Annotated in this window: 21 protein-coding genes and 2 tRNA genes; 15 read left to right on the forward strand and 8 right to left on the reverse strand. The window is 70.7% G+C overall.

Annotation, left to right across the window (positions count from 1 at the left end):
- Positions 1 to 77 precede the first annotated feature (77 nt).
- Together OG230_RS23715 and OG230_RS23720 are read left to right on the forward strand one after the other, a co-directional pair.
- Positions 78 to 539 carry a molybdenum cofactor biosynthesis protein MoaE gene (locus OG230_RS23715; RefSeq protein WP_328905739.1) on the forward strand — a complete coding sequence of 154 codons (462 nt, stop codon included), beginning with the start codon at positions 78 to 80 and terminating at the stop codon, positions 537 to 539.
- Between the two features lie 400 nt (positions 540 to 939).
- Complete coding sequence (locus tag OG230_RS23720) at positions 940 to 2,028, forward strand: YlbL family protein (RefSeq protein WP_328905740.1); 1,089 nt, start codon at positions 940 to 942, stop codon at positions 2,026 to 2,028.
- A 69-nt stretch (positions 2,029 to 2,097) separates the two neighbouring features.
- On the opposite strand, the gene OG230_RS23725 is transcribed toward OG230_RS23720, so the two are convergent.
- Entirely contained in the window at positions 2,098 to 2,658 is a 561-nt protein-coding gene (locus OG230_RS23725) for a PPA1309 family protein (RefSeq protein ID WP_328905741.1), read from the reverse strand.
- 136 nt (positions 2,659 to 2,794) lie between these two features.
- Between OG230_RS23725 and OG230_RS23730 the strand changes: the two genes are divergently transcribed.
- The 4 genes from OG230_RS23730 to OG230_RS23745 all read left to right on the forward strand — a co-directional run bounded on the left by OG230_RS23730 (position 2,795) and on the right by OG230_RS23745 (position 8,291).
- The gene (locus tag OG230_RS23730; RefSeq protein ID WP_328911506.1) at positions 2,795 to 5,725 is read left to right on the forward strand and encodes a UPF0182 family membrane protein; all 2,931 of its coding nucleotides are present in this window, start codon (positions 2,795 to 2,797) and stop codon (positions 5,723 to 5,725) included.
- 43 nt (positions 5,726 to 5,768) lie between these two features.
- Positions 5,769 to 5,842: transfer RNA gene (locus OG230_RS23735), tRNA-Met, on the forward strand.
- A 211-nt stretch (positions 5,843 to 6,053) separates the two neighbouring features.
- Positions 6,054 to 8,126, forward strand: a complete 2,073-nt coding sequence (locus OG230_RS23740) for a tetratricopeptide repeat protein (protein ID WP_328905742.1) — start codon at positions 6,054 to 6,056, stop codon at positions 8,124 to 8,126.
- A gap of 91 nt (positions 8,127 to 8,217) precedes the next feature.
- Positions 8,218 to 8,291, forward strand: a tRNA-Met gene (locus tag OG230_RS23745).
- A gap of 112 nt (positions 8,292 to 8,403) precedes the next feature.
- On the opposite strand, the gene OG230_RS23750 is transcribed toward OG230_RS23745, so the two are convergent.
- Complete coding sequence (locus tag OG230_RS23750) at positions 8,404 to 8,823, reverse strand: Fur family transcriptional regulator (RefSeq protein WP_328905743.1); 420 nt, start codon at positions 8,821 to 8,823, stop codon at positions 8,404 to 8,406.
- A 142-nt stretch (positions 8,824 to 8,965) separates the two neighbouring features.
- Here OG230_RS23750 and OG230_RS23755 point away from each other — a divergent pair, with 142 nt between their 5' ends.
- Positions 8,966 to 10,435 carry a catalase gene (locus OG230_RS23755; RefSeq protein WP_328911507.1) on the forward strand — a complete coding sequence of 490 codons (1,470 nt, stop codon included), beginning with the start codon at positions 8,966 to 8,968 and terminating at the stop codon, positions 10,433 to 10,435.
- Positions 10,436 to 10,513: 78 nt separating this feature from the next.
- Here the strand turns inward: OG230_RS23755 and OG230_RS23760 are convergent, their stop codons facing one another.
- Both OG230_RS23760 and hisN read right to left on the reverse strand, forming a co-directional pair.
- On the reverse strand, positions 10,514 to 10,915 hold the full coding sequence (locus OG230_RS23760) for a CBS domain-containing protein (protein WP_328905744.1): 402 nt from the start codon (positions 10,913 to 10,915) through the stop codon (positions 10,514 to 10,516).
- 212 nt (positions 10,916 to 11,127) lie between these two features.
- On the reverse strand, positions 11,128 to 11,928 hold the full coding sequence (gene hisN, locus OG230_RS23765) for a histidinol-phosphatase (protein WP_328905745.1): 801 nt from the start codon (positions 11,926 to 11,928) through the stop codon (positions 11,128 to 11,130).
- Between the two features lie 140 nt (positions 11,929 to 12,068).
- Between hisN and OG230_RS23770 the strand changes: the two genes are divergently transcribed.
- Complete coding sequence (locus OG230_RS23770; protein ID WP_328905746.1) at positions 12,069 to 12,716, forward strand: TetR/AcrR family transcriptional regulator; 648 nt, start codon at positions 12,069 to 12,071, stop codon at positions 12,714 to 12,716.
- Here OG230_RS23770 and OG230_RS23775 read toward each other — a convergent pair.
- From OG230_RS23775 to OG230_RS23790, 4 genes are all read right to left on the reverse strand, one after another.
- Positions 12,692 to 13,015 carry a DMT family transporter gene (locus tag OG230_RS23775; RefSeq protein WP_259928749.1) on the reverse strand — a complete coding sequence of 108 codons (324 nt, stop codon included), beginning with the start codon at positions 13,013 to 13,015 and terminating at the stop codon, positions 12,692 to 12,694. The two genes, OG230_RS23770 and OG230_RS23775, sit on opposite strands and share 25 nt — an antisense overlap.
- Before the next feature lie 102 nt (positions 13,016 to 13,117).
- Positions 13,118 to 14,134: a ribosome small subunit-dependent GTPase A gene (gene rsgA, locus OG230_RS23780; RefSeq protein ID WP_328905747.1), complete on the reverse strand. Its 1,017-nt coding sequence runs from the start codon at positions 14,132 to 14,134 to the stop codon at positions 13,118 to 13,120.
- A 4-nt stretch (positions 14,135 to 14,138) separates the two neighbouring features.
- Positions 14,139 to 15,473 carry a 3-phosphoshikimate 1-carboxyvinyltransferase gene (aroA, locus tag OG230_RS23785; protein ID WP_328905748.1) on the reverse strand — a complete coding sequence of 445 codons (1,335 nt, stop codon included), beginning with the start codon at positions 15,471 to 15,473 and terminating at the stop codon, positions 14,139 to 14,141.
- Positions 15,474 to 15,576: 103 nt separating this feature from the next.
- Complete coding sequence (locus OG230_RS23790; RefSeq protein WP_328905749.1) at positions 15,577 to 16,290, reverse strand: M50 family metallopeptidase; 714 nt, start codon at positions 16,288 to 16,290, stop codon at positions 15,577 to 15,579.
- 53 nt (positions 16,291 to 16,343) lie between these two features.
- On the opposite strand from OG230_RS23790, the gene OG230_RS23795 reads away from it, so the two are divergent.
- From OG230_RS23795 to OG230_RS23825, 7 genes are all read left to right on the forward strand, one after another.
- On the forward strand, positions 16,344 to 17,159 hold the full coding sequence (locus OG230_RS23795; protein WP_328905750.1) for an SOS response-associated peptidase: 816 nt from the start codon (positions 16,344 to 16,346) through the stop codon (positions 17,157 to 17,159).
- A 97-nt stretch (positions 17,160 to 17,256) separates the two neighbouring features.
- Positions 17,257 to 17,898, forward strand: a complete 642-nt coding sequence (locus OG230_RS23800) for an alpha/beta hydrolase family protein (protein WP_328905751.1) — start codon at positions 17,257 to 17,259, stop codon at positions 17,896 to 17,898.
- Between the two features lie 295 nt (positions 17,899 to 18,193).
- Positions 18,194 to 18,850, forward strand: coding sequence for a sigma-70 family RNA polymerase sigma factor (locus tag OG230_RS23805; protein ID WP_195826154.1), 657 nt, complete (start codon positions 18,194 to 18,196; stop codon positions 18,848 to 18,850).
- Positions 18,847 to 19,167 (forward strand): mycothiol system anti-sigma-R factor, encoded by a 321-nt coding sequence (rsrA, locus tag OG230_RS23810; protein WP_328905752.1) that lies wholly within the window; start codon positions 18,847 to 18,849, stop codon positions 19,165 to 19,167. The genes OG230_RS23805 and rsrA overlap by 4 nt, the downstream gene beginning before the upstream one ends.
- A 175-nt stretch (positions 19,168 to 19,342) precedes the next feature.
- On the forward strand, positions 19,343 to 20,815 hold the full coding sequence (locus OG230_RS23815; RefSeq protein ID WP_328905753.1) for an HD-GYP domain-containing protein: 1,473 nt from the start codon (positions 19,343 to 19,345) through the stop codon (positions 20,813 to 20,815).
- Complete coding sequence (locus OG230_RS23820; protein WP_328905754.1) at positions 20,812 to 22,077, forward strand: HD-GYP domain-containing protein; 1,266 nt, start codon at positions 20,812 to 20,814, stop codon at positions 22,075 to 22,077. Before OG230_RS23815 ends, OG230_RS23820 begins: the two co-directional genes overlap by 4 nt.
- A 92-nt stretch (positions 22,078 to 22,169) precedes the next feature.
- Complete coding sequence (locus OG230_RS23825) at positions 22,170 to 23,162, forward strand: tetratricopeptide repeat protein (protein WP_328905755.1); 993 nt, start codon at positions 22,170 to 22,172, stop codon at positions 23,160 to 23,162.
- Positions 23,163 to 23,221: the final 59 nt, after the last annotated feature.

A 23,221-nucleotide genomic window follows, 5' to 3' on the forward strand; every position in this document is an offset into this window, starting at 1 on the left:
GGCTCCAAGGCGGCCGGCGGCCCGCCGGTCGAAAACGCTATTCCGCGATGTCAGTGCGGTGCGGCACCATGGACCCCATGGCACGCACCCATGACCACCCCGGCGAGCAGGCGGCTCTCGACCCCATCCGGCTGCTGGAGATCCGCGACACGCCACTCTCGGTGGACGAGATCTTCAGAGCCGTGGGGGACGACGCGGCCGGCGGCATCGCGCTCTTCGTCGGCACGGTGCGCAACCACGACGAAGGGCAGGACGTCGGCGCACTCGGCTACTCCTGCCACCCCTCCGCGCAGGACGAGATGCGGAAGGTGGCCGAGAAGGTCGTCGCCGAGTTCCCGGTCCGCGCACTGGCGGCCGTCCACCGTGTGGGTGAACTGGAGGTGGGCGATCTGGCGGTGGTCGTCGCCGTCTCCTGCGCCCACCGGGGAGAGGCGTTCGACGCCTGCCGGAAGCTGATCGACGACCTCAAGCACGAGGTTCCGATCTGGAAGCACCAGCGCTTCTCGGACGGCACGGAGGAGTGGGTGGGAGCCTGCTGACCGCAAACCGCGCCGGGGAGGATCAGCCCCGATTTGCGTAACCGCCCCCCTGCCATGAGCGTTGGCCTTCCGGATCGTTAATCTGCTGATCGGTCACTTGCGGTCACTCATGGGGTAGGGAGGTCGTAATGGCGGCACTTGCTTGGTTGCTGATTCCACTTTTCGCTGCTGTTGGTGCTGCGATATGGGGAAGCTGGGCCGCGCGTAACCGCACGACCGGCGACGTCTCCGAACTCGCCGGCTACGCCAGGTTCCGTGACGCGATGGAGAAATCGCACTCCGGATCCGATGCCGTATGACCCCGCATCCCGCCGCGTGACGCATCCCGCGGCCCTGCCGTCCTCCTCGTACGGACCGGCCCCGGCGGTGCACTGACAGGCCGTTCCCGTACTGTCGTTCCATGCCACGCCGCACCGCGACGATGCTCGCTTCCACCCTCATCCTCATCGCGCTGCTCTGCGCAGGCGTGCTGATTCCCGTGCGGTATTCCGAGATGTCGCCGGGGCCTACCGTGAACACGCTGGGCGAAGCCCGTGGCGAGCCCGTCCTGCAGATCAGTGGCCGCAAGACCTACCCCACGACGGGGCATCTCAACATGACGACGGTCCGCGTCACGGGCGCGGACTACGAGATGAACATCGTCGAGGCGGTCTACGGCTGGCTGGCCCACGACAGCGTGGTCGTGCCGCACGACACCCTCTACCCGGACGGGAAGACGGAAGAGGAGTCGACGCAGGAGAACGCCGAGGAGTTCAGCCAGTCCCAGGAGAGCGCGAAGGTCGCCGCTCTGAAGGAGATGGACATCCCCGTCTCGTCCCGCGTCGTGGTGTCCACCGTCATCAAGGGCAGCCCCGCGCAGGGACAGCTGCACGCCGGTGACGTGATCAAGGCGGTGGACGGCGTGGCCGTCAAGCAGCCCGAGGACGTCGCCAAGCTGGTCACCAAGCACAAGCCCGGCGAGGACGTCACCTTCACGATCGTCCCGGCCAAGGAAGCGGCTGCCGCCGAGAAGGCGGGCAGGCAGCCCCGCTCGACCGAGAAGATCGTCATCACCACGGAGAAGGCTCCGAAGGAGAACCGGGCGATCGTCGGCATCCAGGCCGGGACGGATCACACGTTCCCGTTCGAGATCGACATCAAGCTCGCCGACGTGGGCGGCCCCAGTGCCGGCCTGATGTTCTCCCTGGGCATCATCGACAAGCTGACCCCGGGGAACCTGACGGGCGGGAAGTTCATCGCGGGCACCGGCACGATCGACGACGACGGCAAGGTCGGCCCGATCGGCGGCATCAACATGAAGCTGGTCGGCGCCCGCGACGCGGGAGCCCGGTACTTCCTGACCCCCGACGACAACTGCGCCGCAGCCGCGTCCGACATCCCGAGCGGTCTCACGCTGGTGCGGGTGAAGAACCTCGACGACGCGAAGAAGTCGCTGGACAAGATCCGCGCGGGGAAGACAGCCGGTCTGCCGAGCTGCTCGGCGAGCTGACGGCCGGTCCCGCGGGGCCGGTCCCACCGGGCCGGGAGCACCGGGACCGGGGGACCGGGAACGCGAGGGTCAGGACTCGAAGGTCGCGGCGAGCGCCTCGGCCAGCCCGGGAACGAGCCCCGCACCGGTCAGCACCTCGGTGGGGGAGTCCTTCTCCCGCAGCCGCACGGCCGAGTCGCGCGAGCCGTCGCGCAGCACCGCCACCGTCATCCGGACCTCCTGGCGGTCCGGGTGCTTGGCGACCCACTTGGTCAGCTGAGCGTCACTCATCCCCTCGGGCACGGACGCCTCGGCGGACGGCGGCAGCATCAGCCGCTCCACGGTCATCGCACACCCGACCACGGCGTCCGGCCAGGCGATGGTGGCGAGGAACTCGTCCAGCGCCGTGCCGGCGGGGAGCTCGTCCTGCTCGATCGGTGTGAGGGACGCGGTCGTGGAAGCGGCGTCGTCCAGGCCGAGCTGGGCGGCGAGCCCGGGCTCCTGGACGCGCAGCCGGGCGGTGTCGACCAGGGCGAAGAGCCGGGCCGGCTGGTCCCAGCCGAGGTTGGCGGCATAGGCGTCGATTTCGAGTACGGCGACAGTCAGGGGGCTCGCGGCCATCGGAGGGCCGGAGGGGGAAACGTTGGGCATGGTCAATATCCTGCCTCCTTCCGCCCCGGTAACGGGAACTAGGTAAAGCCTCAGTAAGTTGCATAGGTGGGCTCTACGATCGCTGGGCCTGCTCCACACGACCGCGAACTTCGAGGTGCGCACGTTGGCTTTCCAGATGCCGGACCGCGGCGGAGGCCCGACCGGGCCACGGATCAGAGTCGGCCGCCCGTCCCGGCGCGTCCGTACCCTGCTCATGACTTTGGGTGTCCTGGCGGTGCTCGCCATGGCCTTCGTCATGTTCGCGGGGTTCTGGACGGACTGGCTCTGGTACAGGTCGGTCGAGTATTCGTCCGTCTTCACCACCACCCTGTGGACCAAGATCGGACTGTTCCTCGTCTTCGGACTGCTGATGGCGGTCGCCGTCGGCGTGAACATCTGGCTCGCGCACCGGCTCAGGCCGCCGCTGAGCGCGATGTCGCTGGAACAGCAGAGCCTGGACCGCTACCGGATGAGCGTCGCCCCGTACAAGAAGTGGGTGCTGCTCGCGATCACCGCGCTCGTCGGGCTGATCGCCGGGGCGTCCGCCTCGGGCCAGTGGCGCACCTGGCTGATGTACGTCAACGGTGTGCCCTTCGGCCAGAAGGACCCCCAGTTCAAGCTGGACGTGTCCTTCTACGCCTTTGACCTTCCGTGGTACCGCTTCATGCTCGGCTTCGGTTTCGCGGCGGCCGTGCTGTCGCTGATCGCCGCCGCGCTGACGCACTACCTGTACGGCGGACTGCGGATCACCAGCCCGGGCGCGCGCGCGACCGGAGCGGCCACCGGCCATCTGTCGGTGCTGCTCGGCATCTTCGTCTCGCTGAAGGCCGTGGCGTACTGGCTCGACCGGTACGGGCTGGCGGTGAAGTCGAGCGACTTCAAGGCGACGGACAACTGGACGGGCTTGCGGTACGTCGACGCGAACGCCTACCTCCCGGCGAAGACGATCCTCTTCTGCATCGCCGCGATCTGCGCCGTGCTGTTCTTCGCGACGCTGTGGCGTCGCACCTGGCAGCTGCCGGTGATCGGCTTCGGGCTCATGGTGCTCTCGGCGATCCTCATCGGCGGGCTCTACCCGGCGATCGTGCAGAAGTTCCAGGTCCAGCCGAACGAGCAGGCCAAGGAGGCCCCGTTCATCGCGAAGAACATCGACGCGACACGGGACGCCTACGACATCGACGACGCACAGGTCGACGACTACACGGGCAAGAGCACGGAGACCGACGACGCCAAGCTGCGCACCGACGCGGACGCGGCGGCCAGTTACCGGGTGATGGACCCCAACGTCGTCTCCCCGGCCTTCCAGCAGCTCCAGCAGAAGAGGAACTACTACCAGTTCCCCAAGACGCTGGACGTCGACCGCTACAAGGGCCCCGACGGCAAGGAGCAGGACACCGTCATCGGCCTTCGGGAGCTCAACCTCGAAGGTCTGCCCAAGCGGAACTGGATCAACGACCACTTCACGTACACCCACGGCTACGGCGCGATCGCGGCCCGGGGGACCACGACGGGAACGAACCCGGCGGGCTCGCCGGACTTCACCGAGTCGGGGCTGCCGGCCAGTGGCCAGCTGGGCAAGTACGAGCAGCGGATCTACTACGGCGAGAAGACCACGCAGTACTCCATCGTCGGCGGGCCCCAGAAGGAGCTCGACTACGAGGAGGACGGCGAGAAGACGACCAGCTACAAGGGCGACAGCGGCGTCAGCCTCGGCAACGCGTTCAACCGTGCCGCCTACGCCGTGTCCTTCAGCGAGCCGCAGATCCTGTACTCGGGAGCCATCGGCGAGGGTTCGCGGATCCTGTACAACCGCACCCCCAAGGAGCGCGTCGAAGCGGTCGCTCCGTGGCTGACCATCGACGGCGACGCCTACCCGGCGGTCGTCGACGGCCGGATCCAGTGGGTGGTCGACGCCTACACCACGACCAACGGCTACCCGTACGCCTCGCGTACGACGCTGGGGGACACCACGGCCGACTCGCTGACCACCAACCAGCGTGCGGTCGTCGCCCAGCAGAACCAGGTCAACTACATCCGCAACTCGGTGAAGGCCACCGTCGACGCCTACGACGGCAAGGTCAAGCTCTACGAGTGGGACACCAAGGACCCGGTTCTCAAGACGTGGCGCAAGGCGTTCCCGGGGACCGTGAAGTCCCGGGCGGACATCCCCGCCGAGCTGATGGACCATCTGCGCTACCCGCAGGACCTGTTCAAGGTCCAGCGGGAGCTGCTCACGCGCTATCACGTCGAGGACCCCGCCCAGTTCTACAGCGGGAGTGACGCCTGGCAGGTGCCGGACGACCCCACCAACAAGGAGCCCGGGGCCGTTCCGCCGTACTACCTGAGCATGAAGATGCCGGGCCAGGACACGCAGAAGTTCTCGCTGACCACGACGTTCACACCGAAGGGGCGGCCCGACCTCGGGGCGTTCATGGCGGTGGACGCGGACGCGGCCAGCAAGGACTACGGCACCATGCGGCTGTTGAGAGTCACCACCACGGTGAAGGGCCCGGGCCAGGTACAGAGTGAGCTCAACGGCAACGACGACGTCGCCGAGTTCGTGAGAAACCTCAAGGGCACCGACTCCGACATCGAGTACGGAAATCTGCTGACCGTGCCGCTCGACGGTGGCTTCCTCTACATCGAACCGGTGTACACGCGCGGTGGCACGCAGAACTACCCGCTGCTGCGCAAGGTGGCCGCCTCGTACGGGTCGAAGATCGTGTTCGAGAACAGTCTCGGTGAGGCGCTCAACGCGGTCTTCGGGGTCGAGGACTCCGGCACGACGCCGCCGACGGAGCCCACGGAGCCACCGGGCGACACGACGGAGCCTCCGGCCACCGGGGACGCCGCGCTGAAGAAGGCCATCGCGGACGCCCAGAAGGCGTACACGGCGGGCCAGGAGGCGCTGCAGAAGCAGGACTGGACCGCCTACGGCAAGGCGCAGGCGGATCTGGAGAACGCCCTTCAGCGGGCCGCCGCCGCTCAGCCCGCGCCGGGCAGTGACGCCGACGGTGCCGATACGGCCGACAAGGCCGACGAGAAGGGCACTGACCAGGGCAGCTGAGAAATTCCACCCCGCGCGTCGTGGTACTGTTTCAACACAACGACGCGGGGTGGAGCAGCTCGGTAGCTCGCTGGGCTCATAACCCAGAGGTCGCAGGTTCAAATCCTGTCCCCGCTACTGAAAAGACAAAGGCCCGGATCCGACAGGATCCGGGCCTTTGTCATGTTGTCGGTCTTTACGGCGCCATCCGCGTGAAGTGCGGTTCGCGGGGCATGAGTTGGACCCAGGCGTGTTTGACTTATCTCTCTGTGGGCATGTCGACAAAACGCTGAAGTGACCTCACTGGCCGCGATATACCAGGTGTACGCGGGTTACAGGTGGTGCGACGATGGTATTTATGGGGGACAGGGCAACTCTGTTGGAGACAGGGCGGTTTGTGCAGCGGCGCGTCCAGAAGACGGAAAGCATGTCGGATGAGGCATTTGTCGCAGCCATCGCCGAGACCACCGACGCCACCTGCGCAGCCGACACCGCCTCTGCCGCCGAGGCGGCGGACGGCGCCGAGACCGAAGCACGCCACCGCCGTGCCGCCGACGCCGGCGACACCGCGTCGATGAGCGTGCTCGGCGCACTGCTGCTGCGCCGGGGCGACCTTGACGCCGCCGAGCGGTATCTGCGCGCGGCCACCGGGGAAGGCGACCGGGCCGCGGCCAACAACCTGGGCGTCCTGCTCCACCAGCGCGGGTACGCGGACGAGGCCGCGGGATGGTGGCGGATCGCCGCCGTCGCGGGTTCGGCGGCTGCCGCCCACGCCCTGGGCCGACACTTCCGGGAGCGCGGCGACGAGCCCGGTGCCGAGTACTGGCTGCGCCAGTCCGCCGAGCAGGGCCACGCGCTGGGTGCCTACGCCCTGGCCGATCTGCTGGAGCACCGCAGTGACGTCGGTGCCGAGCGCTGGCTGCGAGCTGCCGCCGAGCAGGGGCACCGGGAGGCGGCGTACCGCCTGGCGCGCACCCTGGAGCGCAAGGCCCTCGACGATCCGCACGATGCCTTCGGCCTCGGACGCGGTACGGGCTCCCACGACTCCGGCCGTGTGCTCGGGCCTCGCGGAGCCGTCGAGCCGACGGAGACCGAGGCCCCCGCGAGCGGTCCGCACACGGGCATCGTCAAGCAGGCCGGGGCCGGCGACGGCAAGGCCGGTGGCGCGCGCAAGCGGGCCGGCGACGGGCCCGTGGCGGGTCCGGCCGCCGGACGCATGGGCGAGGCCGAGCAGTGGTACCGGCAGGCCGCCGCACGCGGTCACCGGCGTGCCGCGCTGCACCTCGGCGCCATCCTGGAGCAGCGCGGCGAGCTGAAGGAGGCCGGCCGCTGGTACCTCACGGCCGCCAAGGAGGGCGAGCCGCGTGCCGCCTGCGCGCTCGGCTTCCTGCTGCGCGACGCGGGGGACGAGGAGAGCGCGGCCGTCTGGTGGCTGCGCGCCGCCCAGGACGGCGACGGCAACGCCGCCAACGCCCTGGGTGCGCTCCACGCCGCCCGGGGCGAGCAGCAGACCGCCGAGCGCTGGTACCGCGCCGCCATGGACGCGGGCGACGTCAACGGGGCGTACAACCTCGGGCTGCTCTGCGCCGCCCAGGACCGTACGCCGCAGGCCGAGCAGTGGTATCGCCGTGCCGCCTACGCGGGGCACCGCGAGGCGGCCAACGCGCTGGCCGTGCTCCTGCTCCAGGCCGGTGACCACACCGGAGCGGAGCCCTGGTTCTCCAAGGCTGCCGAGGCCGGCAGTGTCGACGCCGCCTTCAACCTCGGCATCCTGCACGCGGGGCGTGACGAGGACCGTACGGCGCTGGCCTGGTACGAGCGGGCCGCGGCGGCGGGGCACACCGATGCGGCCCTCCAGGTGGGCATGGCGCTGCTGCGTGACGGCAAGGGCCAGGAAGCCGAGCGTCATCTGCGGTGCGCCGCGGGCGGCGGGAGCGCCGAGGCCGCCTTCCGGCTTGCCGGGGTGCTCGACGCGCGGCAGCCGCCGCCCGGGCCGCCGGCGCTCGGTGAGCCGATGCCGGAGAAGACCGAGTGCGAGGAGTGGTACGAGCGGGCCGCGCAACAGGGCCACCGCCGTGCGCAGGTGCGGGTCGGGATGCTTGCGGCGGCGCGCGGTGACATGGAGAGCGCCGCGCACTGGTACCGGGAGGCCGCCGAGTCGGGCAGCCGCAACGGTGCCTTCAACCTCGGTCTGCTGCTCGCCCGGGAGGGCAGCGAGCGCGAGGCGGCGCTCTGGTGGAGCCGTGCGGCGAACGAGGGGCACGGTCGCGCCGCGCTGCGCCTCGCGCTGCTCGCCGCCCGTCGGGGCGAGCTCACGGAGGGGCAGCGCTGGTGCGCGCGGGCCGTCGAGCTGGGACCGGCGGAGGTGGCCGAGCGGGCCGCTCGCCTGCTGGAAGCGCTGCACCAGGAACTGACCGCGTAGTGCCGCGGGGCCGCCGGACGGGCGGCCCCGTACCGGCCGTCTGAATGAATTTGCACTGGTCGGCGGGGTAACGTAATGTTGCATTCAACGACGCGGGGTGGAGCAGCTCGGTAGCTCGCTGGGCTCATAACCCAGAGGTCGCAGGTTCAAATCCTGTCCCCGCTACTGAAGACAGAGGCCCGGATCCCGATGAGGGATCCGGGCCTCTGTCGTGTGCGTGAACGGATGAAGGGCCGCGGTGCGACAAGCACCGCGGCCCTTCGTCGTTCAGGAGTGCTCAGGCCGCGGCGGCGCAGGCCGGGCAGACGCCGCGGTAGGTGACCTCGACGTCGGAGACCGTGAAGCCGAAGCGCTCGGCGGCCGGCAGGTCCGCGAGCGGGTTGCCCGACGGGTGTACGTCGCGGATGGCGCCGCACCGCGCGCAGACCAGGTGGTGGTGCGGGCGGTGGGCGTTGGGGTCGTACCGCTTGGCCCGACGGTCGGTGGAGACCTCGATGACCTCGCCGAGCGACACCATCTCGCCCAAGGTGTTGTAGACGGTCGCCCGGGAGATCTCGGGCAGCCTGGCGACGGCCCTCGCGTGAACCTCGTCCGCCGTCAGGTGCACGTGGTCTCCGTCGAGGACCTCGGCCACGACACGCCGCTGCGCCGTCATGCGCCAGCCGCGTCCACGGAGTCGTTCCAGCAGGTCACTCATGGGCTCAGCCTAACAGTGGGGTCGTCGCATCCCGAATGGGTGTGACTTTGGATGCTCACTTGACTTAGACATTGTCCATTGTAGGATCGGAACCGGGATTGACCAAGGGACAGGCTGTGCAGGAAACGATGCTGTGCAGGACATGACGCAGGAGGCGCACGTGACGCAGGGACCGCTCACCACGGAGGCCGGCGCGCCGGTCGCCGACAACCAGAACAGCGAGACCGCGGGCGTCGGGGGGCCGGTCCTCGTCCAGGACCAGGCACTGCTGGAGAAGCTCGCGCACTTCAACCGTGAGCGCATTCCGGAGCGCATCGTGCACGCCCGCGGCGCGGGTGCGTACGGCACCTTCACGCTGACCCGGGACGTATCGCAGTGGACGCGTGCCGCGTTCCTCTCCGAGGTCGGCAAGCAGACCGAGACCTTCCTGCGCTTCTCCACCGTCGCGGGCAACCTCGGCTCCGCCGACGCGGTGCGCGACCCCCGTGGGTTCGCGCTGAAGTTCTACACCGAGGAGGGCAACTACGACCTCGTCGGCAACAACACCCCGGTGTTCTTCATCAAGGACGCCATCAAGTTCCCCGACTTCATCCACACCCAGAAGCGCGACCCGTACACCGGCTCGCAGGAGGCGGACAACGTCTGGGACTTCTGGGGGCTGTCGCCCGAGTCGACGCACCAGGTGACCTGGCTCTTCGGCGACCGGGGCATCCCGGCGACGCTGCGCCACATGAACGGCTACGGCTCGCACACGTACCAGTGGAACAACGAGGCCGGCGAGGTCTTCTGGGTCAAGTACCACTTCAAGACCGACCAGGGCATCAAGAACCTGACGCAGGACGAGGCCAACAAGCTCGCCGGTGAGGACCCCGACTCCCACCAGCGCGACCTTCGCGAGGCCATCGAGCGCGGTGAGTTCCCGACCTGGACGGTGCAGGTCCAGATCATGCCGGCGGCCGAGGCGGCCACGTACCGCTTCAATCCGTTCGACCTCACCAAGGTGTGGCCGCACGCGGACTACCCGCCGATCGAGATCGGGAAGCTGGAGCTCAACCGCAACCCGGAGAACGTCTTCGCCGAGACCGAGCAGTCCATCTTCAGCCCCGCGCACTTCGTGCCGGGCATCGGTCCCTCCCCGGACAAGATGCTCCAGGGCCGTCTGTTCGCGTACGGCGACGCCCACCGCTACCGCGTCGGCATCAACGCCGACCACCTGCCGGTGAACCGTCCGCACGCCACCGAGGCGCGCACCAACAGCCGTGACGGCTATCTGTACGACGGTCGCCACAAGGGCGCCAAGAACTACGAGCCGAACAGCTTCGGCGGCCCCGCCCAGACGGACCGGCCCCTGTGGCAGCCCCTCCCGGTCACCGGCGCCACCGGCAGCCACGAGGCCCCGGCGCACGCCGAGGACGACGACTTCGTGCAGGCCGGGAACCTCTACCGGCTGTACTCGGAGGACGAGAAGGCCCGTTTGATCGGCAACCTGGCCGGGTTCATCGCCAAGGTCTCGCGCGACGACATAGCCGAGCGCGCGATCGACAACTTCCGCCGGGCGGACGGCGACTTCGGCAAGCGGCTGGAGGCCGCGGTCCAGGCGCTGCGCGGCTAGGACCGCTGCGGCAGGTCATCGACGGTGGGCCGGATTCCCTCGGGGGTCCGGCCCGCCGCCGTCGGAGGCGAGCGGGGGTCAGACCGCCAGCTCCACCGGGTGACGCCTGGCCGGAGCCCAGCAGCGGATGATGTCGCGCACCGAGACGACGCCCACCGGACCGTCGTCGTCCAGCACGATCAGATGCCGGAAGCCGCCGTGCGTCATGGCCTCCGCGGCCTCTTCGAGGGTCCAGGTGGGGGCGGCGAAGACCACGTCGGTGGTGGTGTGGGTGGACGCGGTCTCCAGGTCGGGGTCCTGTCCCGAGCCGATCGCGTCGAGGATGTCGCGCTCGGTGATGATGCCGAGCCCGCAGGTGTCCGGGTCGTGGACGACGGCTGCTCCGACGCGGCGCGCCGACATCAGCCGGGCCGCCTGGCGGAGGGTGTGGGTCGGGCCGATGGTGAGGACCATCGTGCTCATGGCGTCACGGACGAGCATGAAGGGAGCCACCTCCTTGGTGAGCCGACTGTGTGAGCCGATTCACAAGTTCACAAGTGGGGGGACTCTCAGAGTTGCACCCTTGGGCGGAGTCAACAAGGGGGGGCGGGGACGGCCCAGGGGCGTGCGAGAGCGCGGCTCACGGGCCTCGCACGCCCCGGCGGATCATCGCGCCGGGGCGCGCGTGTGGAGGTCCAGGCCCTGGGGCCCTTCTAGTAACGCTGGTTGAGGTAGCCCAGCAGCTCGTGGTGGAGCAGGCCGTTGGAGGCCGCCGCGTTCCCGCCGCCGGGGCCGGAGACCCCGTCCAGGCTGGTGAACTTCCCGCCCGCCTCCTGGACGATGATCGCGTTCGCGGCCATGTCCCACAGGGAGAGCTCCGGCTCGGCGCAGATGTCCACCGAACCCTCGGCGACCATCATGTACGGCCAGAAGTCCCCGTATCCACGCGTCCGCCAGCAGGCCCGGGTGAGGTCCATGAAGCCGTCGAGCCTGCCCTGCTCCTCCCAGCCCGTCATCGAGGCGTACGCGAAGGAGGAGTCCGCGATCCGCTCCACCTTGGACACCTGGAGCCGCGTCGCGGAGGTCAGGCTGCGGCCGGAGAACGCGCCTGCGCCCTTCGCCGCCCACCAGCGGCGGTTCAGCGCGGGGGCCGACACCACGCCGACCACGGGCTGGAAGCCGTTCTCCCCCGCCTCCATCAGGGAGATCAGCGTCGCCCAGACGGGCACGCCGCGTACGTAGTTCTTGGTGCCGTCGATCGGGTCGACGACCCAGCGTCGCGGCCCGGTGCCCTCGATTCCGTACTCCTCGCCGAGGATCGCGTCGCGGGGGCGGGCCCGGTGCAGATGGCCGCGGATCAGTTCCTCGGCATGTTTGTCGGCCTCGCTCACCGGAGTCATGTCCGGCTTGGTCTCGACCTTCAGGTCCAGAGCCTTGAACCGGTCCATCGTCGCCGCGTCGGCGGCATCCGCCAGTACATGGGCGAGACGCAGATCATCGTGGTAATCGGGCATGTCGTCACAGTATCCACAGCCACTCACCAGGGCTACAGGGCCCCGGTGGGTGGACGGGCGGGAGGGCTTGCGAGGGCTATTGACAGGGTGCGAGGACGCGTCAACTCTGAATCGCGGGTCCCCTGGTGCGGGAGGCGGCGATGGCCACAGCGCGCGAAGCCCTGCTGGACGCCGCCCTCGCGGCGATCGCCACCCGGCCCTGGGCGGCCGTGCGGATGGTCGACGTCGCGACAGCGGCGGGTGTGTCCCGGCAGACCCTCTACAACGAGTTCGGCAGCAAGGACGGGCTGGCCCGCGCGCTGATCCGGCGGGCCACCGACGGCTATCTCGCCGGGGTCGAGAAGGCGCTGGCCGCCGGGCAGGGGCCTGCCGCCCTGGCCCTCTGGACGGTCCACTGCGCGCGGACGAACGCGCTGGTCAGGGCATTACTGACCGGCTTCTGGGGTGAGCGGCTGCCCCGCCCCGTACGGGCCGCTCCGCCGTCGGCGGTGCCCGCCCGCCGCCGGGCCGACGCAGCGACGCCGGCCCCGGCCGAGCTGCTGGCCCTGGTGCGGGACCGTGCGGTGGCCGCACTGGGGGAGGGGCGGCCGGGCCGTGACGCCGCGGAGCTGGCGGTGACCTGCGAGATCGCCCTCAGGCTCGCTCTCTCGTACGCTCTCGTCCCGCCGGCCGGTGCCGCCGGGCCGGACGGGGCGGCGGCGGACCTGGCGCCACTGGTGCGTGAGGCGGTGGCGCGGCGACCCGGCGGGTTGCGGGAGACCCGTCAGTGCGAGGAGCCGGAGAGCTGAAGTCCGATCACGCCGAGGATCACCAGCGAGATCGAGACCAGCTTGAGCGTGGACACCACGTCGTCGAGGAAGACCATCCCGTAGATCGCGGTACCGGCCGCGCCGATTCCCGTCCACACCGCGTAGGCCGGGCCCACGTCCAGCTTCTTCAGCGAGAGCGTCAGCAGGCCGAAGCTGCCGAGCGCGAACACACAGAAGGCGATCGTCGGCCAGAGCCGGGTGAATCCGTGGGAGAGCTTCAGACAGACGGCGAAACCGGTCTCCAGCAGCCCTGCGACCACGACCAGCAGCCACGCCATCGCCGGTTCCCTCCCACGTAGTGACTGCTTCGTATCGCTTGGTGCGATTATGCCCTTACCAGTCGTGGGAGCTCGCAAACGTGCGCGAGTCGCGTGGATGCGTCAGTCGCCCTCGCGCCGCTCCCGGGTGGCGAGCAGCCTTCGCAGTGAGTCGAGCCGCGCCGGGTCGGCGTGACCCTCCGCCACCCAGGCGGCGAGCGCGCATTCCGGTTGCGAGTCGTCGTGGGTGCAGCCGCGCGGACAGTTCTCGGTGCCGGGCTCCAGGTCGGGGAAGGCCAGGATCACCCGGGACGGGTCGACGTGGTGCAGTCCGAAGGAGCGGACGCCGGGGGTGTCGATCACCCATCCGCGCGCGTCCGGAAGAGGGAGCGCGAGCGCCGACGTGGTGGTGTGCCGGCCGCGGCCCGTGACCGCGTTGACGACACCGGTCGTACGCCGCCTGTCCTTCGGCACCAGGGCGTTGACCAGGGTGGTCTTACCGACCCCGGAGTGCCCGACGAAGGCGGTGACCCGGTCGTTCAGCTGCTCGCGCACGATCTCGGCGGCATCCCCGTTCTCCAGCTCCTCGCGGCTGGTGACGATGTACGGGACGCCCAGCGGTGTGTACGCGGCCAGCAGCGCGTCCGGCGAGGCCAGGTCCGACTTGGTGAGGACGAGGAGCGGGGTGAGACCGCCGTCGTACGCCGCGACGAGGCAGCGGTCGATCATGCGCGGGCGCGGTTCCGGATCGGCGAGTGCGGTGACGATCGCCAGCTGGTCGGCGTTGGCGACGACCACGCGCTCGTACGGGTCGTCGTCGTCGGCCGTGCGTCGCAGTACCGAGCGGCGCGCGCCGATACGGACGATGCGGGCGAGGGTGTCCTTGTCGCCGGAGAGGTCGCCGACGATGGAGACGGTGTCGCCCACCACGGCTGCCTTGCGGCCCAGCTCGCGGGCCTTCATCGCCAGCACCGTGCGGCCGTCGACGAGACAGGTGAGCCTGCCCCGGTCGACGGTGAGGACCATGCCGTCCTGGGCTTCCTCGTGCTTCGGCCGCGTGTGCGTACGCGGCCGGTTGCCCTTGGGGTTGGGGCGGACGCGGATGTCGTCCTCGTCGGGGTTCTTCCCGTAGCGGCGCATGTCGTCAGACCCCGAGCGTTCCGTTGGACCCGAGCATCGCGGTCCACATCTCCGGGAAGTCCGGCAGGGTCTTCGCGGTCGTGCCCACGTTCTCGATCTCCACGCCGGGAACGGCGAGGCCGATGATCGAACCGGCCGTGGCCATCCGGTGGTCGTCGTACGTGTGGAAGGTGCCGCCGTGCAGCGGGCGTGGCCGGATGTGCAGGCCGTCGGCGGTCTCGGTGACATCGCCGCCGAGCTCGTTGATCTCCTTGGTGAGCGCCGCCAGCCGGTCCGTCTCGTGCAGCCGCAGGTGGGCCACGCCGCTCAGGGTGGAGGGGGAGTCGGCGAGGGCCGCGACGGCGGCGATGCCCGGAGTGAGCTCGCCGACCTCGCCGAGGTCCACGTCGATGCCGTGGATGCGGCCGGTGCCGGTGAAGGTGAGCCCGCGCTCGGTGAGCTCGCAGCTGCCGCCCATCGCGGTGAAGATCTCGCGCAGCGCGTCCCCGGGCTGGGTGGTGCGCAGCGGCCAGTCCGGGATGGTGACCCGGCCGCCGGTGATCAGCGCGGCGGCGAGGAACGGCTGTGCGTTGGAGAGGTCCGGCTCGACGGTCAGATCGCGGCCGAGCAGTGCCGAGGGGGAGACGCGCCACACGTTGGGCTCGCCGCCCGTCTCCGGCTCGTCGACCTGGGCGCCGACCGTCCGCAGCATGTCGACGGTCATCCGGATGTGCGGCATCGACGGGAGCGTCGAGCCGGTGTGACGTACCTCGACCCCCTGGTTGAAGCGGGGGGCCGACAGCAGGAGCGCGGAGATGAACTGGGAGGACGAGGAGGCGTCGATCGCCACCGGGCCGCCGTCCAGCGCACCGGCGCCGTGGACGGTGAGCGGCAGCGCGCCGCGTGACTCGTCGTCGATCCGGGCGCCGAGGGCGCGCAGGGCGTCGATCACGCCGTCCAGGGGGCGCTCGTAGGAGCGGGGGTCGCCGTCGAAGCGGATGGGGCCGTCGGCGAGGGTCGCGACCGGCGGCAGGAAGCGCATGACCGTTCCGGCGTTGCCGACGTCGATCGTGGCCGGGCCGTGCAGGCCGGCGGGGATGACGCGCCATGCCTCGCCCGAGCCGTCGGGGCCGATGCCCTCCTCGATGCCGACGCCCATCGTGCGCAGCGCCTGGGCCATCAGCAGGGTGTCGCGGGAGCGCAGCGGGCGCCGCAGCCAGCCGGGCTCGGAGGAGAGGGCGGCCAGGACGAGCGCCCGGTTGGTGACCGACTTCGATCCGGGCACGGTGACGGTCGCGTCGACGGCGCCGCTTGCGTGGGGGGCGGGCCAGAGGGCGGGGTGCACGGAACTTTCGGTCATGGCCCTCACTTTAGTGGCTTCCCGCAAACACAGATCCCGATCAAATCAGTGGAAATCGGGGCGTAACGTGAGGGTGGTAGAAACCGCGGGGCGCTGTCGGCCCTTACAGGCCGAGCAGCCAGCGTCCGCCGCCGATGAGCGAGCAGACCGACACCGCGTGGAAGAGGAACAGCCAGAGCGCCGCCGGTGCGTCCGTGAGCCGTGCCAGCTGGTCCGCGTCGGAATCCGGCGCACCGCCGTGCCGCCGTTTGGACTGCAGCTCGAACGCCGGACGCACGCCGCCCAGCAGCAGGAACCAGACCGCGGTGTACGCGAAGAGCGACTGCACCGAGGGCGAGGCCAGCCAGGACACCAGCAGGAAGGTCGCGCCGGTGAGGATCACCGTCAGCGCCCCGTACACATTGCGGATCATCACCAGCATGACCGCGAGCAGCGCCGTGGCCAGCCACAGCAGCAGCGTGATCCTGCCGTTGACCAGCAGCCACGCCCCGCCGAGGCCGAGCAGCGGTGGCGCGGTGTATCCCGCGGCGGCCGTGAGGATCATGCCGATCCCGGTCGGTTTTCCGCGGCTCACGGTCAGCCCGCTGGTGTCCGAGTGCAGCCGGATGCCCGAGAGCTGCCGTCCCGTGAGCAGGGCGACGAGCCCGTGACCGCCCTCGTGCGCGATGGTGATCGCGTTCCGCGACAGCCGCCATATGAGATTCGGTACGACGGCGACGAGCGCGGCCGTGGCGGTCACGACCACCACCCACTGCGCGGGCAGCGGCTGGGTGCCGAAGACGCGATCCCACAGATCGCCCAGATCGGTGCTGTCCATAGGCCGGGCGGCTCCTTGCGTTCGTGACGGGAGGTCGTGGCAGTCTGGCACTTATGTGCGGACGGTATGCAGCGAGTCGGCGGCCCGAGGATCTGACCGGGCTCTTCGGGGTCGAGAAATGGGAGCCGGCCGAGGCCCTGGAGCCCGACTGGAACGTGGCGCCGACCAAAGAGGTCTACGCCGTACTGGAACGTCCGGTGAAAGACGCCGACGACCGGCGTCCGGTTCGCCAGCTCCGTGTCCTGAAGTGGGGGCTCGTGCCCTCCTGGGCGAAGTCTCCCGAGGGCGGCGCCCGCATGATCAACGCCCGCGCCGAGACGGTGCACGAGAAGCCGTCCTTCCGCCGTCCCTTCGGTTCGAGGCGCTGCATCCTGCCCGCGGACGGCTACTACGAGTGGGTCACCGGCGCCGACGAACGCCAGTTGGAGGAGAAGGGCCGGAAGAAGCGGCCCCGCAAGCAGCCGTACTTCGTGACGCCCGCCGACGGCTCGGTCTTCGCGATGGCCGGCCTGTACGAGTTCTGGCGCGACCGGACCCTGCCCGACGACCACCCCCAGGCGTGGTGGGTGACCTGCTCGGTGATCACGACCGAGGCGGAGACGTCACCGCTCGCAGTCGCCCCCGCCGAGGGGCCCGCCGCCCTCGCCGACATCCACCCCCGGATGCCGCTGATGCTGACCCCGGACCGCTGGGACGCCTGGCTCGATCCCTCGCGCACCGACGTCGACGAGCTGAAGGGGCTGCTCACGCCACCGCCCGGAGGGCTGATGCGGGCCTACCCGGTGGCCACCGCCGTGAGCAATGTCCGCAACAACGGTCCCGAGCTGCTGGAGGAACTGGCCGCGCCGGAAGTGAGCACGCTGTTCTGAGCCGGGCACGCGGTCATCGGCAGCCCTTTCGTCGTGGCGGACGGGCCCGGTGGTGTCGGACGGGCCTGCCTTCGACGGGCTTGGTTGGATGGCCGCTGTGAGCCGTACAGAGAGAACGCAGACCGTCGACACGGACGCCGGGCCGGCCCGGATCACCTGGGCGCTGCCCCCGAAGGCCCGCCTCGTGCTGGCCCTCGGACACGGAGCGGGCGGCGGCATCGAGGCCCGCGACCTGAAGGCACTCGCCGCCGCACTGCCCGGTGAGGGGGTGGGCGTCGCCCTGGTGGAGCAGCCGTGGCGGGTGGCCGGAAAGCGGCTCGCGCCCGCACCGAAGACCCTGGACACCGGATGGCGGGGGCTGTGGCCCGCGCTCGCCGCGCCGGGGCTGCCGGTCGTCGCCGGGGGACGCAGCGCCGGTGCCCGGGTCGCCTGCCGTACGGCCTCGGAGCTCGGCGCCCACGCCGTCCTCGCCCTCAGCTTCCCGCTGCACCCTCCGGGCCGTCCGGAGAAGTCCCGGGCGGACGAGCTCCTCGCCGCGGGCGTCCCCACGCTCGTCGTGCAGGGCGGCAACGACCCCTTCGGCCGACCCGCCGAATTCCCGCCGGGGGACTACGAGCTCGCCGAGGTGGAGTACGGGGACCACGGCTTCGCCGTACCGAAGCGCTCGGGCCTGAGCGAGGATCAGGTGATGGCCGTCATCACCGGTGCGGTGACCCGGTGGCTGGCTTCCCTGGTGTGACCGAGAGGTGTGACCGAGAGGCTCCGGACCCCGGGAATGATGAGTGCGGGGCCACTGTTGTTCGGGACGTCGGTACAACTACGTCGTCTGTGGAGAGGGAGTCCGTCGCATGGGTTCGACCATCTGCCCGCGCCGCTCGAACACCGCTGACCTGGAGTGGACGGTCCTGCACGCGGCCAAGACCGCTCCCGAGCGGGCACTGAGCGGATCGGATCGACAGCCCGCCTCGAAGCAAGGTCGACTATTCTCCGATTCGAGCGGGTCCGGTTTCGGCTCCGCCACATCGTTGGAGGAGGTGGGTCCGGTCACTGGGACCGACACAGGGACCGACGACGGCCGCGCAGAGGAGACGACCGCCGAGCGGAACGCACGTTTCGAGCGGGACGCTCTCGGTTTTCTCGACCAGATGTACTCGGCCGCGCTGCGCATGACGCGCAACCCGGCCGATGCCGAGGACCTGGTCCAGGAGACGTATGCCAAGGCGTACGGCTCCTTCCACCAGTTCCGTGAGGGCACCAACCTCAAGGCGTGGATGTACCGCATCCTTACCAACACGTTCATCAACTCGTATCGCAAGAAGCAGCGCGAGCCCCAGCGCAGTGCGGCCGAGGAGATCGAGGACTGGCAGCTGGCGCGCGCCGAGTCGCACATGTCGACCGGTCTGCGCTCCGCGGAGTCCCAGGCTCTCGACCATCTGCCGGACTCCGACGTGAAGGCCGCGCTCCAGGCGATCCCCGAAGAGTTCCGCATCGCCGTCTATCTCGCGGACGTAGAGGGCTTTGCCTACAAGGAGATCGCGGACATCATGGGGACTCCCATCGGTACGGTGATGTCCCGACTGCACCGCGGACGCCGGCAACTGCGCGGCATGCTGGAGGACTACGCCCGTGAGCGCGGGCTCGTCCCCGCCGGTGCCGGTGAGTCGGACGATCGGAAAGGCTCGGCCTCATGAGCTGCGGAGAGCCGCACGAGACGGATTGCTCAGAGGTTCTCGATCATCTCTACGAGTTCCTCGACCATGAGATGCCCGAGGGCGACTGCACCAAGTTCGAGGTGCACTTCGAGGAGTGCTCCCCGTGCCTGGAGAAGTACGGCCTGGAGCAGGCCGTGAAGAAGCTGGTGAAGCGCTGCTGCGGTCAGGACGACGTCCCGACCGATCTGCGCTCCAAGGTGATGGGACGGATCGACCTGATCCGCTCGGGACAGGTGGTCCCCGAGCAGGACCTTTCGATGGACAGCGCGGGCCTGCCGACCCCCGCCACCGACTGACCGCGCACCACCGCCGTATCCGAGGGCACGCCGCTACGGGGCGTGCCCTCAGGCGTATCACCTGAGCTCCCCGGTCATCACCCGAATGTGCTAATCGCACTCATCGGGACTCGACCGCCCGCCCAACTCGCTAGCCTGGCGCCTCCATTGACCACGCAGGGGGCGGGCGGTACGGGTGAGGAGCACACCGGGGGCGGCGCGCGCCTGCATTCTCGGCGCGGTGATCTGCGCGCTCCTGTGTTCCCTGCCGGTGGGGGCTCCCGGCGCCGGTACCCCCTGGGGCACCCTCGCGCTGCTCACCGCGCTCTATCTCGTCTGCGAACTCCCCGGCCGCTGTCCCTTCTTCGGCAGTTCCGTGCCGATCAGCGCCGGATCGTTCTTTCCGCTGCTGCTCGCCGCCGCGTTCCTGCTGCCCCCGGCCGCCGCCGCCCTCGTGTCCGTCCCCGGTTCGCTCGTCGGCCGGGTCGAGCAGCCCCCCTTCGCCGCCCGCCGCGTCTGGCGGGCCGCCCAGCTCTCGCTCACCGTCTGGGCCGCCTCCTGCGCCCATGCCGCGCTCGGCGGTCCCGCCGCGCTCGGCGGTGGCGGCAGCGGGGTCGCGGGCGTCCCCGACTTTCCGTACGTGCTGCTGCCCGCCTGCGCCGCGGCCCTCGCCTTCAGCCTCGTCCTGACCGCGCTGGACGGCTGCATCCTGATCGCCGCCGAGCGGCGGCCCGCCCGGCGCGCCTGGCGCGGACTGCTGCCGCACTCGCTGGGGCCGCACCTGGTGCACGCGCTCGCCGGGCTGATGATGGCCGTCCTGTGGCGCAGCTCGTACGGCCCCCTGTCCGCGCTCTTCGTCCTGCTGCCGATGTACATCTCCTGCTGGGTGTTCGCCCAGTACCACCGGGAGCACGCCGCCCACCGGGCGACGATCAGGGCGCTTGTGCAGGCCGTCGACATCAAGGACAAGTACACCCGCGGGCACAGCGAGCGGGTGGGCCGGGCCTCCGTGCTCATCGCCCGCGAAATCGGCATGGAGGAGCGCCGGCTCGAAGCGCTCCGGTTCGCCGGCATCCTGCACGACGTCGGCAAGCTCGGCGTGCCGACCCGGGTGCTGCGCAAGGACGGTCCGCTCACACCGGAGGAGCGCCGGGTCATCGAACTGCACCCGGAGTACGGACACGAGATCGTCCGGGGCATCGGCTTCCTGGACGAGGCGCGTGCGGCGATCCTGCACCACCACGAGCGGCTCGACGGCAGCGGCTATCCGTACGGCCTCAGCGGGCACCAGATCCCCGAGTTCGCCCGGGTCGTCGCCGTCGCCGACGCCTTCGACGCGATGACCTCCACCCGCTCCTACCGGCGCGGGCGGCCCGTTCCGGCCGCCGTCGCGGAACTCGAACGGTGCGCGGGCACCCAGTTCGATCCGCGGATGGTGGGGGCGCTGGCGCGGGGGCTGGCGCGGCACGGGTGGTCGGCCGCGGTCACCGCCGTCACCGCGGACGAGATGGCGGTGCCGGGGCCCAGGGACGCGGACGCCGGGGTCGCCGGCCCGCGGCTCCGTCCGGAACCGCCGGACGGGCCGGACGGAGCCGCGGGTGACCGCGGGGAGCCGGACGGGCTCGACGGGGCTGCCGGGAGCCCCAGGCCCGTGGAGCGTCCCCGGTGAGGCGGGGGAAGCGGTGGTGGGGCGCGCACCCCGCCGTCCTGGCCGTTCGGGGGGCCGCGCTCCTCCTCACCGGCGCCGCCTTCGCCCACACCCTCTGGTACGGCATCGCCGAACCCGCGCACGCCCTCGCCTTCGCCGCCCTCGTGGTGACGGGTGAGCTGGCGCGCTGGGGCGCCCTGCCGGGGGAGCGGGAGCCCGCGCCCCTCGGGGCCGCCGGAGCCCTCGCGTACGCCCTGCTGGGGCGCAGCGGCGGGGAGCCCACCACGCACGGGGCCCTCCAGGTGATCACCGTCGTCGTCGCCGCGCAGCTCGTCGCCGCCGTGCCCCATGTGGCGCGCGGCAGCGGCCCCGGCCCCGACCTGGCGGCCCGCCGCATCCTGACCGTCGGCTTCGCCGCCGTGTGCTTCCAGCCCCTCTACAACTCCGGCCAGACCGTCCGCTGGTTCGGCGAGGGCCCGTACTTCGCGCTCTTCCTGCTCCTGCTGCTCGCCCTGACCGCGCTGTGCGACGCCGTGCTCGCCGCGCTCCTGCTGCACTCCCGCACCCGCTATCCGTACGGCCCGCTGCTCCGCGACGAGCTGCGCGCCCTCATCGGCATCGGATCGGCGGTCTGCGCGACCGGGGCCGTGATGGCGATCGGGGTGGCCGTCGCGGGGCTGTGGGCGCTGCCCGTCCTCTGCGTACCGCTGCTGCTCACCCAGGTGTCCTACCGCCGGTACGCGGCGGTCCGTACGACCTACCGGCAGACCATCGCCTCCCTGGCCCGCTCCACCGAGATCGCCGGATACACCCCGCACGGGCACGCGCGCCGGGTGGCCGAGCTCTCCACCGCCGTGGGCCGGGAGCTCGGTCTGTCCGGGCCCGAACTGACCGTCCTGGAGTACGCGGCGCTGATGCACGACATCGGTCAGCTCTCGCTCGTGGACCCGGTGTCCGAGGGGGCCACCGCCACTCTCCCGGCCGCCGACCAGCGCCGGATCGCGCTCCTGGGCGGGGCGGTGGTCCGCCAGACCGGAGTGGACACCGCGGTCGCCGTGGTGGTGGAGCAGCAGGCCGATCCCTACCGGGAGCAGCCCCTGACCGCCAGGATCGTCCGGGCGGTCAACGCATACGACGACCTGTGCGGGGAAAGCGCCATCGGGCCGCTCGGCGCCCTGGAGCAACTCAGACTGGGCACCGGGCACGACTATCAGCCACAGGTCGTGGAAGCGCTGGCGGGAGTCCTGGCGCGGGGCGGTCTGACCCAGGTCCAGCCTGGGTAACCCATGGGTAATGAGCGGGCGTCCGGCTGGGCATGGTTGGATGCGAAAGTAGAGCGGAAAACGAGGGTGTCCAGTCGGGACAGGCGGGAATCGTGAGGATCTTCGGGAAGGTACGGCATCGGCCCTCCGCCTCTTGGCGGCAGGCCACGGACCGCGCGTTCACGCTGATCGGCGACGGCCGGTACGAGGACGCGGGGGCGCTGCTGACACGCGCGGTAGACCTGGAACCCTGGCTCGCCGAGTCCTGGTTCAACCTGGCGCTGCTGCACAAGTTCAGGCATGACTGGGAACAGGCGAGAGCCGCGGGCCTGCGGGCCGTCGCGCTCCTGGACCGGGAGTCCGGGGCTCCGGACTGGTGGAACGTCGGGATCGCGGCCACCGCGCTCCAGGACTGGCCACTGGCACGCCGGGCCTGGCAGGCGTACGGGCTCAAGGTCCCGGGCAACGGGCAGCACAGTGCGGCGGCCACCAGCGAGCCGCTCGGCATGGAGCTGGGCAGTGCGGCGGTCAGGCTGTCGCCCGAGGGCGAGTCCGAGGTCGTCTGGGGCCGCAGGCTGGACCCGGCGCGGATGGAAGTGCTGTCGATTCCACTGCCCTCGTCCGGCCGGCGCTGGGGCGAGGTCGTCCTGCACGACGGGGTGCCGCACGGCGAGCGGGTCACCGCCGCCGGGCCCGCGTACCCCGTCTTCGACGAGATCGAGCTGTGGGCGCCCTCTCCCGTACCCACCTGGGTCGTGCTCCTGGAGGCCGCCACCGAGGCGGACCGGGACGCGCTGGAGCAGCTGGCGTCCGACGCGGGGTTCGCCGCCGAGGACTGGTCGTCATCCGTACGGCTGCTCTGCCGGGCCTGCTCGGAGAGCCGGATGGAGAGCGACGAGGGCGACGGCGAGCACCTCGATCCGCATGATCACAGCGAGCCGGGTCACCCGGGGCCGCTGGGCCACCGCACGGCGGGTGACCTCTGGGTGCCCGAGCGCGAATGCGGGCTCGCGGCGCCGGCGGGTCTGGTGCGCGGGCTGCTGGACGGCTGGGTCGCGGACAGTCCTGACAGCCGTGAGTGGCGGGATCTCGAAGAAGTCTGCTGAGTGGTGCCCGTAGGCTGTACGGGCACCGAATTCCGGTGCCGGTTTTCCCGAAGTTCACG

This window comes from Streptomyces sp. NBC_00234 (assembly GCF_036195325.1).
Lineage (GTDB): Bacteria > Actinomycetota > Actinomycetes > Streptomycetales > Streptomycetaceae > Streptomyces.

Coding starts and splice junctions, on each gene's coding strand:
- OG230_RS23770 (WP_328905746.1), top strand. CDS start 12,069: ATGGCCACAGCGCGCGAAGCCCTGCTGGACGCCGCCCTCGCGGCGATC.
- OG230_RS23730 (WP_328911506.1), top strand. CDS start 2,795: ATGCCGGACCGCGGCGGAGGCCCGACCGGGCCACGGATCAGAGTCGGC.
- OG230_RS23760 (WP_328905744.1), bottom strand. CDS start 10,915: ATGCTCGTCCGTGACGCCATGAGCACGATGGTCCTCACCATCGGCCCG.
- OG230_RS23720 (WP_328905740.1), top strand. CDS start 940: ATGCCACGCCGCACCGCGACGATGCTCGCTTCCACCCTCATCCTCATC.
- OG230_RS23715 (WP_328905739.1), top strand. CDS start 78: ATGGCACGCACCCATGACCACCCCGGCGAGCAGGCGGCTCTCGACCCC.
- OG230_RS23795 (WP_328905750.1), top strand. CDS start 16,344: ATGTGCGGACGGTATGCAGCGAGTCGGCGGCCCGAGGATCTGACCGGG.
- aroA (WP_328905748.1), bottom strand. CDS start 15,473: ATGACCGAAAGTTCCGTGCACCCCGCCCTCTGGCCCGCCCCCCACGCA.
- OG230_RS23740 (WP_328905742.1), top strand. CDS start 6,054: ATGGTATTTATGGGGGACAGGGCAACTCTGTTGGAGACAGGGCGGTTT.
- OG230_RS23775 (WP_259928749.1), bottom strand. CDS start 13,015: ATGGCGTGGCTGCTGGTCGTGGTCGCAGGGCTGCTGGAGACCGGTTTC.
- hisN (WP_328905745.1), bottom strand. CDS start 11,928: ATGCCCGATTACCACGATGATCTGCGTCTCGCCCATGTACTGGCGGAT.
- rsrA (WP_328905752.1), top strand. CDS start 18,847: ATGAGCTGCGGAGAGCCGCACGAGACGGATTGCTCAGAGGTTCTCGAT.
- rsgA (WP_328905747.1), bottom strand. CDS start 14,134: ATGCGCCGCTACGGGAAGAACCCCGACGAGGACGACATCCGCGTCCGC.
- OG230_RS23790 (WP_328905749.1), bottom strand. CDS start 16,290: ATGGACAGCACCGATCTGGGCGATCTGTGGGATCGCGTCTTCGGCACC.
- OG230_RS23725 (WP_328905741.1), bottom strand. CDS start 2,658: ATGCCCAACGTTTCCCCCTCCGGCCCTCCGATGGCCGCGAGCCCCCTG.
- OG230_RS23750 (WP_328905743.1), bottom strand. CDS start 8,823: ATGAGTGACCTGCTGGAACGACTCCGTGGACGCGGCTGGCGCATGACG.
- OG230_RS23755 (WP_328911507.1), top strand. CDS start 8,966: ATGACGCAGGAGGCGCACGTGACGCAGGGACCGCTCACCACGGAGGCC.